Raw genomic sequence first — 14,074 nt, 5'->3', positions numbered from 1 at the left:
CCACCCAACCCCCCCCCCCCCCCCCCCCCCCGCCCCCCCCCCCCCCCCCCCCCCCCCCCCTTTTTTCTCCCGGGCCCGTTCTTCCGGCCGGACGGATCAGGGCAGCGTGAGGATCTCGGCGCCGTGGTCGGTGATGGCGATCGTGTGCTCGGTGTGCGCGGTGCGGCAGCCGGTGGCGCTGCGCAGCGTCCAGCCGTCGTCGTCCATCGCGAGCTCGTCGGTGTCGGTCATCACCCACGGCTCGAGCGCGAGCATGAGGCCGGGCCGCAGCGGGAAGCCGCGGCCGGGCCGGCCGGTGTTCGGCACGTGCGGGTCCTGGTGCATGGTGCTGCCGATCCCGTGGCCGCCGAACTGGGTGTTGACGGGGTACCCGGCGTCGGACAGGACGGTACCGATCGCGTGCGAGAGGTCACCGATCCGCTGCCCGGGGCCCGCCGCGGCGATGCCGGCGTCGAGCGCGCGCCGCGTGGCGTCGATGAGGCGTTCGCTCTCGGGGTCGGTCGACTCCCCGACGACGAAGCTGATCGCCGCGTCCGCCGCCACGCCGTCCTTGAGGACCGCGAGGTCGAGGGTGAGCAGGTCGCCGTCGGCGAGGACCTGGTCGTGGGGCAGGCCGTGGAGCACAGCGTCGTTGACGGCGGTGCAGATGTGGTGGCCGAACGGGCCACGCCCGAAGGACGGCGCGTAGTCGACGTAGCAGGACGTCGCGCCGGCCATCGCGATGAGGTCGCGCGCCCACTCGTCGATCTCGAGGAGGTTCGTGCCCGGCACGGTCCGTTCCCGGACGGCGCCGAGGATCCCGGCGACGATCGCGCCGGTCACCCGGCCGCGGGCGATCTCTGGGGGTGTGAGGATCTCGATCATGTGCTCGCGATCCTACGGCTCAAGCACGAGCTTGAGGCTCTCCCCCGCCGCCGCACGGGCGAACCCGGCGGGCGCGTCGGCCAGCGGCACGCGGTCGGTGATGAGGCGGCGGAAGCGCCGCGGGTCGGAGGACACGATCTTCAGGGCCTCCGCGTTGTCCTCGGGCGTGTTCGCGGTGGACCCGGTGACGATCAGCTCGCGGTAGTGGACGAGGTTGGCGTCGAGGGCGATCTCACCCTTCCCCGAGGGCAGGCCGGCGAAGAAGTTCACCCGCCCGCCGACGGCGGCGGCGCGCAGGGCGTCGCCGAAGACCTCGGCCACCGGGGTGGCGACGACCACGCAGTCCGCGCCACGACCGCCCGTCAGCTCGAGCACGCGCTCGGTGAGGTCCTCGGCGCGCGGGTCGACGGTGTCGTCGGCGCCGAGGGCGGCGGCCAGCTCCCGGCGCGGCGCGGACGTCTGGCTGACGATGATGCGCTCGGCCCCGCGCATCCGCGCCAGCAGCACGGTGGTGAGCCCGATCGGGCCGGCGCCGCAGACGAGCACCGTGTCGCCCGGTCCGGGGTCGAGGGGGCGCAGGCCCCGCACGACGGCGGCGACGGGCTCGGTCATGACGACCTCGACCGGCTCGAGGCCCGCGTCGACCACGAGGACGTTGCCGGCCGCCACGCCGCGCGCCGGCACGCGGACGACCTCGGCGAACCCGCCGTCGAAGGTGAGGCCGACGCCGGCGTAGTCCGTGCACAGGTTGCTGCGGCCGCCCGCGCAGGCGTGGCAGGTCCCGCACCCGACGTTCGGGGCGAGGGCGACGAGCGTCCCGGGGGCGAACCGGTCGTCGCCGGAGCGGTTCTCCCGGACGTGGCCGACGACCTCGTGCCCCGGGACGCGCACCGTGCCGGGCGGGAAGAGCCGGTGCTGCCCGCGGGCGATCTTCAGGTCCGTCCCACACACACCGGTGGCGGCGACGTCGATCGTCACCTCGCCGTCGTCGGCGACCGGGACGGGCCGCTCGACGAGCCGCAGCTCGCCGTCAGACTGGAACTCGTAGGCCAGCATGCGCTCATCCTCTCGCGGCCCTACGGCCGTGGTGACCGGCGACGCCGGGACGCCGCCTGTCGTCGGGCCCCCGACGCCGTGACGCCGCCAGTCGTCGAGCCGGCGACGCCGTGGTACGCCGGTTGGTCGGCCGTCCGGCCGCCGCGTTCCTCGCAGCGGCCAAAGAGCCCGTCGTGGGGTCCGGGTCAGGCGTCCAGTCCGTCGAGGACGGCCGCGGTGCCGGACAGGCCGAGGCGCGTGGCGCCGGCCTCGATCATCGCCAGGGCCTTCTCCGTGTCGCGGATCCCGCCGGAGGCCTTGACGCCGAGGCGTCCGCCCACCGTGCGCGCCATGAGCTCGACGGCGTGGGTCGTGGCCCCGCCGCTGGAGTGGAAGCCGGTGGACGTCTTGACGAAGTCGGCGCCGGCGCGCTCGGCGGCCTCGCAGACGGCGACGATCTGCTCGTCGTCCAGGGCGCCGGACTCGATGATGACCTTGAGCACCACGCCCGGAGCGGCGTCACGGACGGCCCGGATCTCCGCCTCCGTCTCGTCGTAGCGTCCGGTGAGCGCGAGCGCGAGGTTGATGACCATGTCGATCTCGTCGACACCGTCGGCGGCGGAACGGGCGGCCTCCGCGGCCTTGACCTCGGCGGCGTGGGCGCCGGAGGGGAAGCCGCACACGACGGCGACCTTGAGGCCGGCGGGCACCTCGAGCGGGACGAGGTTCGGCGACACGCACACGGAGTAGGCGCCGAGCTCTGCGGCGTCACGCACGAGGGCGGCGACGTCGTCGGGCGTGGACTCGGGCTTGAGCAGCGTGTGGTCGACGAGCTGGGCGACCTCGGCGCGGGTACGGGTGGTCATGACGTGCTCCTTGTCGTTCGGGATGGTCGTGGGGGTTCGGGTGGCAGGGAGGCGAGCAGGCCGGCGGCGAGGTCCTCGTCGGTGACGAGGATCTTGCACAGGCCGTTGGTGACGGCTGCGAGCGCGGCCGGGGTCTTGGCGACGCCGGCCGCGACGGCGATCGGCAGCCGGGACGCGCGCACCTCGTCGAGCGTGAGCCCGACCGTACGCGCGTCGATCGCCGGGTCCGCCGGGCGGCCCCGGGAGTCGATGAACCGGCCGAGCACGTCGCCGACGGCGCCCTGGGCGACGAGACGCTCGACCTCGGCCGCGCTGAGGTAGCCGGCCTCCACGAGGACGGACGTGCCGACCGGCTCACCGAGGGAGAACAGGAGCGCGTCGGCCTCCCGCGCCTGGTCGAGGACCCGCCTGAGCGAGGCGTCGCCCATGAGCGTGGCGGCCAGGTCCGGCGACTCGACGATCGCCGGGGCCTGGAGGAACACGGCCGTGCCCCGTGCCTGGCGGGCAAGCTCGGCGACGACCTGCCCGGGGTTGCTCGCCCCGGGCAGGGGCAGGCCGGCGTTCGCCTGCACCACCACCGTGCCGTCGGACCACGACGGCGGGATCTGCTCGGCGAGGTCGATCATCGTGCGCCCCCAGGACACCGCGAGCGTGCCCGGGGACTCCTTGAGGTCGGCGAGCAGCTCGCCGGCGGCACCGGCGACCCGGGCGCGCGTGGCGACCGGGTCGCGCTCGGGCGGGACGACGACGGCGGCGGTGAGGCCGGTGCGCGAGACGAGCTCGGACTCCAGGGCGTGCGAGCGCGCCCGTGGATGCACGATCTCGATCCGGACGATGCCGGTGCGGCGCGCCTCCTGCAGGAGGCGGCCGACCTGCCAGCGGGTGAGGTGAAGCCGTTCGGCCACCTCCTGCTGGGTCAGCTCCTGCTCGTGGTAGAGCGTGGCCACCCGCAGCAGGAGCAGGTCGCGCTCCTCGTCACCGCTGCGCACCGGCACCGTGCCTCCCCGTCGTCGTCGTCCTCGTCCGCGTCCGTGGTCCTGCCGGGCTCACAGCCCGTGCGGCAGGAACAGCACCTTCGAGCTGTGGATCGTGCGGTTGTACATCGCCTCGATCGTCTCGCCGACCTTCTCCAGCGGGAGCTCGTGGGTGATCATGAACTCCCACTTGAGCAGGCCCTGGTGCATGGCCTCGACCGTGGTCGTCCACTCGGTGCCCGGGAACGGCGCCGAGAACGAGTTCCACGAGCCCAGGATGTTGATCTCGAGGCGCATCATGCGCGCCCAGTTCGTGTCGCTGATCGTCACGTCGGCGTTGGGGATGCCGATGAGCACGACCTCGCCGTGGCGTCCGGCCAGGCCGACGGCCTGGTTCTCGGCGATCGGGTTGCCGGAGCACTCGACGACGATGTCGTAGCCGAGCCCGGCAGCCTCGGCGGCCTGCTCCGGGGTGGTGGCCGTGGCGGTGGCCCCGGCCTCGCGGGCGAGCTCCGCCTTCTCCGGGGAGACGTCGACGGCGAGGACGTCGAGCGCGCCGCCGAGACGTGCCCACTGGATGGCGAACAGGCCGATCGGGCCCCCCGCGCCGACGACGGCGACCCGCTTGCCCGGCGCGAGCTTCGTCCGCAGCAGAGCGTGCAGGGCGATCGCCGACGGGTCCACCATCGCCGCGGCCCGCGGGTCGAGGTCCGAGGGCACCTTGAGCAGGAGCCGCGCCGGGCCCGCGACGTACTCGGCGTAGGCGCCGTGGCGGCGCGAGCCGTAGTAGTCGTAGTCCTCGCACAGGCTGTAGTGGCCGGCCACGCAGGGAGCGCACTCGAAGCAGGGCAGCATCGGCGGGACCGTGACGAGGTCGCCGACGGCCACCTCGGTGACACCCTCGCCGAGCTCCTCGACCCACGCGGAGAACTCGTGGCCGCAGATCAGGGGGAGCTTGTGCGCCCCCTTCTTGAACATGCGGTCCAGGTCGGACCCGCACACGCCGCACGCGGCGACCTTGAGGAGGGCCTCGCCGGGTCCCGGGGTGGGCTTCTCGACCTCCTCCAGGCGTGCGTCGCCGACGGCGTGGAGCTGGACGGCCTTCATCGTCTCGGTCATGTGTGGCTCGGGTTCCCTTCTGGTGGTCGGGCGCTGCCGCGGGCGCGGCGCTGCCGGTGGTTCTGCGGTGGGCGTCAGGCCTCGTCGACGTGACGCGACATCGAGTTGGTCAGCTCCTTCATGGCCTCGTACGTGTCGATGTACGCCTCGAGGTTGTACTGGTAGGCCTCGTGCGCCTCGGTGTCCGGCTCGATGACATCCACGGTGCGGACCATCTCCCGGGCCGCGGTCGGGAGGTCGGCGTGGACGCCGGCGCCGACGGCGGCCATCATCGCGGAGCCGAGCAGGGGCCCCTCGCTCACGTCGGTGAACGTGATCGGCACGTTCGAGACGTCGGCGTGCATCTGCATCCAGAAGCGGCTCTTCGTGGGACCGCCGGAGACGACGACCTCCTGCGGCGGGAAGCCGCCCGCGCGCATGGTGCGGAAGATGTTCTCCGTGCCGAAGCAGATGCCCTCGAGGATCGCGCGGAACATGTGGCCCTCGGTGTGGCCGAGCGTGAGGCCCCAGAACACGCCGCGGGAGCGCGGGTCGGAGTAGGGCGAGCGGTTGCCCTGGAAGTGGTCGAGCAGGACGAGGCCCTCCGAACCGATGGGGACCTCCGCGGCGAGCTCGTCGAGGACCTCGTAGGCGGAGCGGTTCTCCGCCGCCGCGCGGTCGTTCGCCTTGCGGGCGAGGTGGTCGCGGAACCAGGCGACGACGGACCCGGTCGAGACCTGTCCGGCCTCGACGGTCCACTCGCCGGGAATGACGGCGTCGGTGTAGGAGCCCCACAGGCCCTTGGCGTGCAACGGCACCGGGGACTGGCCGATCATCACGTGGCTGGAGCCGGTGATGAGGGCCATCTTGCCGGGCTCGACGACGCCGAGCCCGATCGCTCCGGCGTAGGCGTCGATCGCGCCCTCCGCCACGGGCGTGCCGGCGGCGAGGCCGAGCTCGTCGGCGATCTGCGGGCGCAGGCCGCCCACCGCGGTGCCGACGGGCAGGACCCGCTCCGGGAACTTTTCGAGCAGGTCGGCCGCGCCGACCGCGTCGTAGAGGGACGTGGGCCAGCCCCCGACGGAGGTGTCGTAGAAGTACTTGCCCGCCGCGTGGTTGAGGGACATGGTCCACTCGCCGGTCAGGCGGTGGACGAGCCAGTCCGTGCAGTCCACGAGGAGGTCGGCCTCGGCGAAGATCTCGGGCTCGTTGTTCTTCAGCCACATCGACTTCGGGGTGCCCCACTCGGCGGACACGGCGCCGTGCCCGGAGTACTTCAGGGCCGGGTCGCCGGCCCGGGAGAGCTCCTCGGCCTCGGCGGCGGCCCGGACGTCCATCCACAGCAGGGCGGGTCGCAGGTGGCGGCCGTCCTTGGTGGCGGCCACGAGCGTGGAGCTGGTGGCGTCGACGGAGATGCCCGCGATGGCGTCGGCGGGGACCTTGGCCTCGGCCAGCGCGCCGCGGACGGAGGTGACGATGGACGACCACCACGTGTCGGGGTCCTGCTCGGCGCGGCCGGGCCGCGGGAAGGACGTCTTCCACTCGGTCGAGGCGACGCCCTTGAGCGCGCCGGCGGCGTCGAAGATCCCGGCGCGCGCACCGCCGGTACCCATGTCGATGCCCAGCAGGTAGGGGCCGTCAGTCATCGGGAACTCCCATGTTCTCGGGGGCGCACCGCGTCATCGACTTATCGACGACCGGTGCTCGGGTGCGTTCAGCCTGCCAGCGGCTCGCGCATGCGCGCAAATGCGGCGCGCTGTTCGCTCATCTGAGCACCAGGAGTGCGGGGAGTGCTGGGCCTGCGCCGGCTCGTGTCCCGGCGCGCTACCCCTTGACCGAGCCGGCCGTGAGCCCGCCGACGATGTAGCGCTGAAGGAAGAGGAACAGCAGGAGCACCGGGACCGCCGAGATGACGGCGCCCGCGGCGAACACGCCCCAGTTCTGGTTCGTCAGCGAGGAGACCAGGCCGTACAGCCCGAGCGCGAGGGTCCAGTTCTGCTCGGACTGCAGCACCACGCGGGCGATGACGAAGTCGGAGAACGTGGCGACGAAGGACAGCAGGCCGACGACGGCCAGCACCGGAGAGACCATCCGCAGGATGATCGTCCAGTAGATGCGGGCGTGGCTGGCGCCGTCGATCTTGGCCGCCTCGTCGAGCTCCTTGGGGATCGTGTTGAAGAAGCCGTACATGAGGAAGGTGTTCGTGCCCAGCGCCCCGCCGAGGTACACGCAGATGAGCCCGACCCGCGAGTTGAGCCCGAGCGCCGGCACCACCTCGCCGAGCGAGAGCAGGAGGAGGAAGACCGCCACGAACGCGAGGAGCTGGGGGAACATCTGCAGCACGAGCAGGGTGTTGAGGCCGAACCCGTGCCCCCGGAACCGGAACCGGGAGAACGCGTACGCCGCGGCGGCGGCCATGATCACGGTACCGATCGCCGTCGAGAGGCCGACGAACATCGTGTTGCGGAACCAGGTCCAGAACAGCGTGGTGTCGGACAGCTGCGCATAGCTGCCGACGTCGAGGGACGTGAACAGCGAGTTCGAACCGGTCAGCGTCGCGCCCTGCCCGGCGAGGGAGGCCGAGAGCACGTAGACGATGGGGAACGCGGCGTAGACGACGAAGACGATGCCGACGACGTGCCGCACACCGAGCTCGGCGAACCAGCGACCGAAGCCCATGCGGCGCTGCGGGGCGATCTCCTGGCCCTTCCGGTCGACGACCGGGTCGGCGTCGGGGGTCGTGGTGGTCATCAGTTGTACTCCTCGAGCTTGCGGGCCTGTCGGAAGCCGATGACCGAGATCACCGCGACGATGACGAAGATGAGGATCGAGAGCGCGGACGCGAGCCCGTAGTCCTTCTGCGCCCCGCCGTCGATGCCGGCGATGTTGTAGACCATCGAGATGAGGATGTCGGTGTGCCCGACCGGCACGCTCGCGTCGTCCATGCGCGGACCGCCGCCGGTGAGCATGTAGATGAGGTTGAAGTTGTTGAAGTTGAAGGCGAACGAGGCGATGAGCAGCGGGGCCGTCGCCACGAGCACGAGCGGCATCGTGATGGACCGGAAGTGTTGCCACACGCCCGCGCCGTCGATCCGCGCGGCCTCCTTGAGGTCGCCGGGGATGGACTGCAGCGCGGAGGTCGCGATGAGGAACATGTACGGGAAGCCGAGCCAGAGGTTGACGCCGAGGACCGAGAGCTTGGCCAGCCACGGATCGGTGAGCCACGGGATCTCGGCGCCGAGCAGGAGGACGTTGTTGACGAAGCCGAAGCGCTCGTTGAGCAGACCCGACCACAGCAGGGCCGCGAGGAAGCCCGGGAACGCGTACGGGAGGATGAGCAGCGTCCGGTAGATCTTCTGCCCCTTGAGGCGCGGCTCGTTGAGGACGACCGCCAGGAAGAGACCGAGGAGGAAGGTCGTGACCACGGACAGGGCGGCGAACGCGACCGTCCACGCCAGGACCTTGAGCAGCGGGCCGGAGTACCTCGAGTCGGCGAACGCGTCGATGTAGTTCTCGGGGCCGACGAGCACCCGCCAGCCGGGGGTCAGCGCCTCGCCCTCCGCGGAGACGAAGCTGCCCCGGTCGTCCGGCCGGTACTCGACCCCGGACTCGACGTTCGTCACGACGTCGGCGTCCTCGTCGTAGACCAGGCGCGAGGTGGCCTGGAACGCGTTCGAGGCGTCGGTGGTGCGCAGCGACCCGTCGTTCGGGTCGTCCGAGAACGGGATGCGGATCTCGAGGATCTCGGCCTGATGGTCAGAGATCTGGTCGCGCGGGAGGATCTGTGCGCCGGGCACCTCCGTGATCAGGGGACGCGTGGCGTCCAGGTCGACGACGGCGTCCGGCACGTCCTCGAGCTCGCCCTCGTGGACGCCCATCCGTACGGTGCCCGACGCCTCGTCGTAGATCGCCAGCCCGAGACCGTCATCGGTCTCGACGACGACGGCGGGGAACGTCGTCGCGTCCGGGAGCCGTCGCTCGTTCTGCTCGAGCATCCGCTCGATCGCCGTCGGCTTGTCGAGGATGTGGCCGTCGCCGTAGTTCGTCAGCGAGACGTACCCCGTGTAGACGATGGTGAACACCTGGTAGATCGCGAGGAAGATCAGTCCGGGCAGGAGGTACTTCAGCGGGACGACCCGGCGCGAGAAGTACACCCAGTTGACGACGACGAGCACGACGACGGTGCCGCCCAACAGCCACCAGGACTCGGCACCGACCGCCTGGATGACGATCGTGATACCGAGCGCGTCGACCAGCGCGACGAGCGCGAGCTTGACGAAGAACCAGACGTTGACGTCACCGCCGGCGGCGGGACGGGTGCGGGTGCCGCCGGTGCCGGGCGACGGGGCGGCCACCGGGAGCTCTGTCGCGGTCATGGGGCCCTTTCGGGGACGTGGGCACGACGTCGTGCCGACCTACGGTGCGGAGAGGAGTGCGATGCGCCGTGGGGCGCGAGGTGGGAGCGGCGCCGTGGCGCGCGGGGTGGAAGCGGCGCACCGCATGGAGCGGAGGTGGGAGCGGCGCACCGCGGGGCGCGGGGTGCGAGGTGGAGAGGTGCGAGGTGGGAACGGCGCACCGTAGCGACGCGTGGCGGGCGGGGCCATGCTGCGGGGCGGCGGCAGGTCGGCCGCCGCCCCGCACGGGCAGGGTCTAGCCGGCGTCGATCGCGCCCTGGATGTCGGCCACCATGGTCTCCCAGGCGGCGGCCGGGTCGGCCTCGGCGCCGGAGACGATGCCGGCCTCGGTCACGCCCCAGAACTGCCAGACCTGACCCATCGCGGGCAGTGCGGGCATCGGGGCCGCGTCGGCGCCGACCTCGCGGAAGCCGGCCTGGATCTCGTCCTCCGCCGCGGCGTCGGCCGACGCGGTCAGCGCGGGCAGGCGACCACCGGTCTCGAAGATCGTGGTCTGCGCCTCCTCGGTCGACATGTAGTTGACGAGGAAGTCGTTGGCGTTGAGCGCGTCCGCGGACTGCGCGTTGACGAAGAACGCCTGGACGCCGGCGAACGGCGTGGCGGCCTCGGGACCGGGCGCCGGGATCGGGTCGATCGCGACGTCGATGTCCGCGAAGGACTCGAGCATCCACGGGCCACCGACGATGAAGGGTGACTCGCCGTTGGCGAAGGCCTCGACGGCGACGTCGTAGGTGACGTTCGTGTCGAGGGCGCCCGTGCCGTTCTCGCCCTGCTCGGCGAGCCACTGCGCGAACGCCGCGCCGCCCTCCCCGCCCAGGCCGAGCTCCTCGGTGTACGCGCCCGCGTCGTCGGTCTCGAAGACCGGGGCGCCGAAGGACATCTGGAGCGGGTAGTACGTGTAGGGGTCGCCCTCGGTGCTCGTCTGGATGAGGATCGGGAACTCGGTGCCCGCCTGCTCGCCCGCTGCGAGCGCGTCGTCCCACGTGGCCGGGGCCTCCGGGGCGAGCTCCGTGTTCCGGATGAGCGCGATGTTCTCGATGGCGAACGGCAGCCCGTAGACCTGCTCGTCGTACGTGACGGCATCGATGGCCACCTGCTCGAACACGTCGGCGTTGGTCAGCTCCAGCGGCGCGACGACGCCGTTGACGGTGAGCTCGCCGAGCCAGTCGTGCGCACCGACGGTGATGTCCGGGCCCTCGCCCGTGGGCACCTGCGTGACGAAGTCGGCGCGGATGTCCTCGAAGTTGCGCAGCACGGTCTGGACCTCGATGCCCGTCTCCTCCTCGAACGCCACGGCGGCCTCCTCGACGGCTGCCTGGCGCGTCTCGTCGACCCAGACGACCAGGGTGCCGTCCTCGTTGGGCGTGACCTCGCCGGCCTCGGCGACCTCGTCCCCACCTGCGTCGTCGGAGGACGCCTCGTCGGAGGAGGACTCGCCACCGGCGTCGTCGGAGGACGCCTCGTCGTCGGTTCCGCCGGCGTCCTGGGCGGGCTCCTCCTCGGTACCGGTCGACTCGTCGTCACCGCCTCCGCAGGCGGCGAGGGTGAGGGCCACGGCAGCTGCTGCCGCGAGGGTGGTGATGCTCCGTCGCATCTCGGTCTCCAGGTGTGTGAAGGTGACGGGGATGTCTCCGCGGACGTGCTCATCGCTGCGCACCTCGCGGATCGAGGCACACAGTACGCAGCCGACTGGCGATCTGCAACCACTTGCAGTAACTTTCAGGAATCCAGACGGTGCCGTTGCACCTCTTCCCCACGACCGCGCGAGCGGGACGCTCGACGAGGAGCGCACGATGACCCTCCACCGCCCTCCACGGGGCCTACCGACCACGTCGACGACGGAGAGCGTCGCATGACGCCCCGGACGCGGCTGACCGACGTCGCCGACCAGGCTGCCGTCTCCACCGCGACGGTCTCCCGGGTGCTCAACGGTCGTCCGGGGGTGGCGGAGGCCACCCGGCGCGAGGTGCTCGCCGCCCTCGACGTCCTCGGCTACGAGCGGCCCTCGTCGCTCCGGCAGCGCTCGGCCGGGCTCGTGGGCCTGATCGTCCCCGAGCTCTCGAACCCGATCTTCCCGGCGTTCGCCCAGCAGATCGAGACGCTGCTGAGCAGCTCCGACCTCACGCCGCTGCTGTGCACCCAGTCCCCCGGTGGGACCACCGAGGACGACTACGTCGAGATGCTGCTCGAGCACGGCGTCGACGGGATCGTCTTCGTCTCCGGCCTCCACGCCGACACCTCTGCCGATCCCGCTCGCTACCACCGGCTCGTCGACCGGCGCGTCCCGTTCGTCCTGGTCAACGGGACGAACCCGGACATCTCGGCGCCGGCGTTCGCCGCCGACGACGCCGACGCCATGGATCTGGCCGTGCGGCACCTCGCCGCGCAGGGGCACCGTCGGATCGGCCTGGCGGTCGGTCCGACGCGCTTCGTACCGGTCGCCCGCAAGATCGACGGCTTCCGTGCGGCGGCGGCCCGGTACGTCGACGACCCGGACCCGGCGACGGTCTCGACCCTGTTCACGGTCGAGGGCGGCCGCGCCGCCGGCCTCGAGCTTCTCCAGGCCGGCTGCACCGCCGTCGTCGCGGCGTCGGACCTCATGGCGCTCGGGGTCGTGCGCGCGGTCCGCGCGGCGGGCCTGCGGGTGCCCGAGGACGTGTCGGTGGTGGGCTACGACGACTCGCCGCTCATGGGGTTCAGCGACCCGCCGCTGACGACCATCCGTCAACCGGTGCCGGCGATGTGCCAGGCGGCGGTGTCGACGCTCGTCGCGATGATCCGGGGCGGTTCGCCGAGCGCCGCCGAGCTGACGTTCGTCCCTGAGCTGGTGGTGCGTCGTTCGACCGGCGCGGCTCCGCCGGAGTCGCCGGCCGCGGCGACCGCCTCCCCGTCGCCCGCGTACCCGTCGCCCGCACCGGGCGCCGAGGCCCCACCCGCACCACCGACGAACCCGGCACAGGACGAGGACGGATGACCGACGCAGCCGCACCCCACGACCGCCCGGCGGGCACCCTCCTGCACGCCGCCGGCTCCGGCGGCGGTGACCACTGGTGGCGCGACGCCGTCGTCTACCAGGTCTACCCGCGCTCGTTCGCGGACTCGGACGGCGACGGCATGGGCGACCTGCCGGGGATCACCGCCAGGCTCCAGCACCTGGCGGACCTGGGCGTCGACGCGATCTGGCTCTCGCCCTTCTACCGGTCGCCGCAGAAGGACGCGGGCTACGACGTCGCCGACTACCGCGACGTCGACCCCGTGCTCGGTTCGCTCGACGACGCCGAGATCCTGCTGGTCCGGGCGCACGAGCTCGGGCTGCGGGTGATCGTCGACCTCGTCCCCAACCACACCTCCGACCAGCACTCGTGGTTCCGCGCGGCCCTCGCCGCGGGTCCCGGTTCGCCGGAGCGCGACCGGTACCTCTTCCGGGACGGCAGGGGCGACGACGGCGACCTGCCCCCGAACGACTGGACCTCGGTGTTCGGCGGCATCGCCTGGACCCGCGTGCGCGACCGGACCGACGCCCCGGGCTCCGCGTGGGCCAACGACCCGCAGTGGTACCTCCACCTGTTCGACGGCTCGCAGCCCGACCTCGACTGGGACCACCCGGAGGTCCGCGCGGAGTTCCTCTCGATCCTGCGCTTCTGGCTCGACCGGGGCGTGGACGGGTTCCGGGTCGACGTCGCACACGGCCTGGTCAAGGAGGCGGGGCTGCCCGACTGGCCCTGGCACCTGCGCATGGTCTCGGGCTCCGACGTCGACCCGGCCGACGTCCCGCCCGCGCCGATGTGGGACCGCGACGGCGTCCACGAGATCTACCGGACCTGGCGGCGCGTCCTCGACGAGTACTCCCCCGCGCGCATCCTCGTGGCCGAGGCCTGGGTCGACGACGACGAACGTCTCGCGCGGTACGTGCGGCCCGACGAGATGCACCAGGCGTTCAACTTCCGCTTCCTGTCCACCCGCTACGACTCAGGGTCGTACGCCGCCGCGATCCGGGGGTCGCTCGCCGCGGCGGACCGCGTGGGCGCGCCGTCGACCTGGGTGATGTCCAACCACGACGTCGTGCGGCACGCGAGCCGGCTCGGCCTCGCCCGCGAGGACACGGGCAAGGGTCCGAACGGGATCACGGCGGACGACCCGCAGCCCGACGCCGCCCTGGGGCTGCGCCGCGCCCGCGCGGTCACGCTGGTCATGCTCGCTCTGCCCGGCTCGGCGTACCTCTACCAGGGCGAGGAGCTCGGCCTGCCCGAGCACACCCACCTGCCGGCGCAGGCCCGTCAGGACCCGGCGTACGCGCGCACCGCCGGCGCCGAGGCCGGGCGCGACGGCTGCCGTGTGCCGCTGCCCTGGGAGGCCGACGCACCGGCATTCGGCTTCTCGCCGTCGGGCGCCTCGTGGTTGCCCCAGCCCGAGGAGTTCCGCGCGCTGGCGGCGGACCGGCAGGCGGGCGTGGCCGGCTCGACGCTCGAGCTCTACCGCGAGGCGCTGCGGTTGCGCCGCAAGCTCGGTCTCGGCCGCGCGTCGCTCGAGCTCGTCGACGCCGGTGGGCCGGGAGAGGTCGACCTGCCCGCGTCGGGCCGCGCGGCGGGCACGGCCGGCGACCAGGACGGGCTCGGCGCCGACGGCGTCCTCGCTCTGCTGTCCCGATGTGCCGACGGTCGCGAGGTCCTCGTCGTGCTCGTCACCGACGGCGAGCCGGTCCACCTGCCCGAGGGCTGGCGGGTGGTCCTGGCCTCGCAGCCCCAGGCCGGCGTGGACGGGACGGTCCCGGTCGACACCGCCGTATGGGCGATGCGGGAGAACCGCGCGGACTGAGTCCTGG

At 72.5% G+C, this 14,074-nt stretch carries 11 protein-coding genes; 2 read left to right on the top strand and 9 right to left on the bottom strand.

All coding sequences use genetic code 11. The annotated features are described in order from the left end of the window. Positions 1-96 precede the first annotated feature (96 nt). The 9 genes from map to ACZLKG_RS05670 form a co-directional block, all read right to left on the bottom strand. Complete coding sequence (map, locus tag ACZLKG_RS05710; RefSeq protein ID WP_425709001.1) at positions 97-864, bottom strand: type I methionyl aminopeptidase; 768 nt, start codon at positions 862-864, stop codon at positions 97-99. Between the two features lie 12 nt (positions 865-876). Further along, entirely contained in the window at positions 877-1,920 is a 1,044-nt protein-coding gene (locus ACZLKG_RS05705) for a zinc-binding dehydrogenase (RefSeq protein ID WP_425709002.1), read from the bottom strand. 185 nt (positions 1,921-2,105) lie between these two features. After that, positions 2,106-2,765 (bottom strand): deoxyribose-phosphate aldolase, encoded by a 660-nt coding sequence (gene deoC / locus ACZLKG_RS05700; RefSeq protein ID WP_425709003.1) that lies wholly within the window; start codon positions 2,763-2,765, stop codon positions 2,106-2,108. Then, complete coding sequence (locus tag ACZLKG_RS05695; RefSeq protein ID WP_425709004.1) at positions 2,762-3,760, bottom strand: sugar-binding transcriptional regulator; 999 nt, start codon at positions 3,758-3,760, stop codon at positions 2,762-2,764. The genes deoC and ACZLKG_RS05695 overlap by 4 nt, the downstream gene beginning before the upstream one ends. 51 nt (positions 3,761-3,811) lie before the next feature. After that, complete coding sequence (locus tag ACZLKG_RS05690) at positions 3,812-4,858, bottom strand: galactitol-1-phosphate 5-dehydrogenase (protein WP_425709005.1); 1,047 nt, start codon at positions 4,856-4,858, stop codon at positions 3,812-3,814. 74 nt (positions 4,859-4,932) lie between these two features. Continuing rightward, positions 4,933-6,483 (bottom strand): FGGY-family carbohydrate kinase, encoded by a 1,551-nt coding sequence (locus tag ACZLKG_RS05685; protein WP_425709006.1) that lies wholly within the window; start codon positions 6,481-6,483, stop codon positions 4,933-4,935. A gap of 178 nt (positions 6,484-6,661) precedes the next feature. Continuing rightward, a complete protein-coding gene (locus ACZLKG_RS05680) occupies positions 6,662-7,588 on the bottom strand; it encodes a sugar ABC transporter permease (protein WP_425709007.1) in 927 nt (308 codons plus the stop codon). Next, positions 7,588-9,213 carry an ABC transporter permease subunit gene (locus tag ACZLKG_RS05675; RefSeq protein ID WP_425709008.1) on the bottom strand — a complete coding sequence of 542 codons (1,626 nt, stop codon included), beginning with the start codon at positions 9,211-9,213 and terminating at the stop codon, positions 7,588-7,590. The genes ACZLKG_RS05680 and ACZLKG_RS05675 overlap by 1 nt, the downstream gene beginning before the upstream one ends. Positions 9,214-9,487: 274 nt before the next feature. Continuing rightward, positions 9,488-10,846, bottom strand: a complete 1,359-nt coding sequence (locus tag ACZLKG_RS05670; protein ID WP_425709009.1) for a sugar ABC transporter substrate-binding protein — start codon at positions 10,844-10,846, stop codon at positions 9,488-9,490. Positions 10,847-11,104: 258 nt separating this feature from the next. Here ACZLKG_RS05670 and ACZLKG_RS05665 point away from each other — a divergent pair, with 258 nt between their 5' ends. After that, positions 11,105-12,226 carry a LacI family DNA-binding transcriptional regulator gene (locus tag ACZLKG_RS05665; protein WP_425709010.1) on the top strand — a complete coding sequence of 374 codons (1,122 nt, stop codon included), beginning with the start codon at positions 11,105-11,107 and terminating at the stop codon, positions 12,224-12,226. Further along, entirely contained in the window at positions 12,223-14,067 is a 1,845-nt protein-coding gene (locus ACZLKG_RS05660) for a glycoside hydrolase family 13 protein (RefSeq protein WP_463648205.1), read from the top strand. Before ACZLKG_RS05665 ends, ACZLKG_RS05660 begins: the two co-directional genes overlap by 4 nt. Positions 14,068-14,074: the final 7 nt, after the last annotated feature.

It is taken from the genome of Georgenia sp. Z2081, assembly GCF_055326445.1.
Note: the sequence above shows the minus strand (reverse complement) of the source record. Positions and strands in the feature narration are given on the sequence as shown.

Excerpts from the sequence above, each read along its gene's own strand:
- ACZLKG_RS05685 (WP_425709006.1), bottom strand. The coding sequence starts at position 6,483 with ATGACTGACGGCCCCTACCTGCTGGGCATCGACATGGGTACCGGCGGT.
- ACZLKG_RS05670 (WP_425709009.1), bottom strand. The coding sequence starts at position 10,846 with ATGCGACGGAGCATCACCACCCTCGCGGCAGCAGCTGCCGTGGCCCTC.
- deoC (WP_425709003.1), bottom strand. The coding sequence starts at position 2,765 with ATGACCACCCGTACCCGCGCCGAGGTCGCCCAGCTCGTCGACCACACG.
- ACZLKG_RS05675 (WP_425709008.1), bottom strand. The coding sequence starts at position 9,213 with ATGACCGCGACAGAGCTCCCGGTGGCCGCCCCGTCGCCCGGCACCGGC.
- ACZLKG_RS05705 (WP_425709002.1), bottom strand. The coding sequence starts at position 1,920 with ATGCTGGCCTACGAGTTCCAGTCTGACGGCGAGCTGCGGCTCGTCGAG.
- ACZLKG_RS05660 (WP_463648205.1), top strand. The coding sequence starts at position 12,223 with ATGACCGACGCAGCCGCACCCCACGACCGCCCGGCGGGCACCCTCCTG.
- map (WP_425709001.1), bottom strand. The coding sequence starts at position 864 with ATGATCGAGATCCTCACACCCCCAGAGATCGCCCGCGGCCGGGTGACC.
- ACZLKG_RS05665 (WP_425709010.1), top strand. The coding sequence starts at position 11,105 with ATGACGCCCCGGACGCGGCTGACCGACGTCGCCGACCAGGCTGCCGTC.
- ACZLKG_RS05680 (WP_425709007.1), bottom strand. The coding sequence starts at position 7,588 with ATGACCACCACGACCCCCGACGCCGACCCGGTCGTCGACCGGAAGGGC.
- ACZLKG_RS05690 (WP_425709005.1), bottom strand. The coding sequence starts at position 4,858 with ATGACCGAGACGATGAAGGCCGTCCAGCTCCACGCCGTCGGCGACGCA.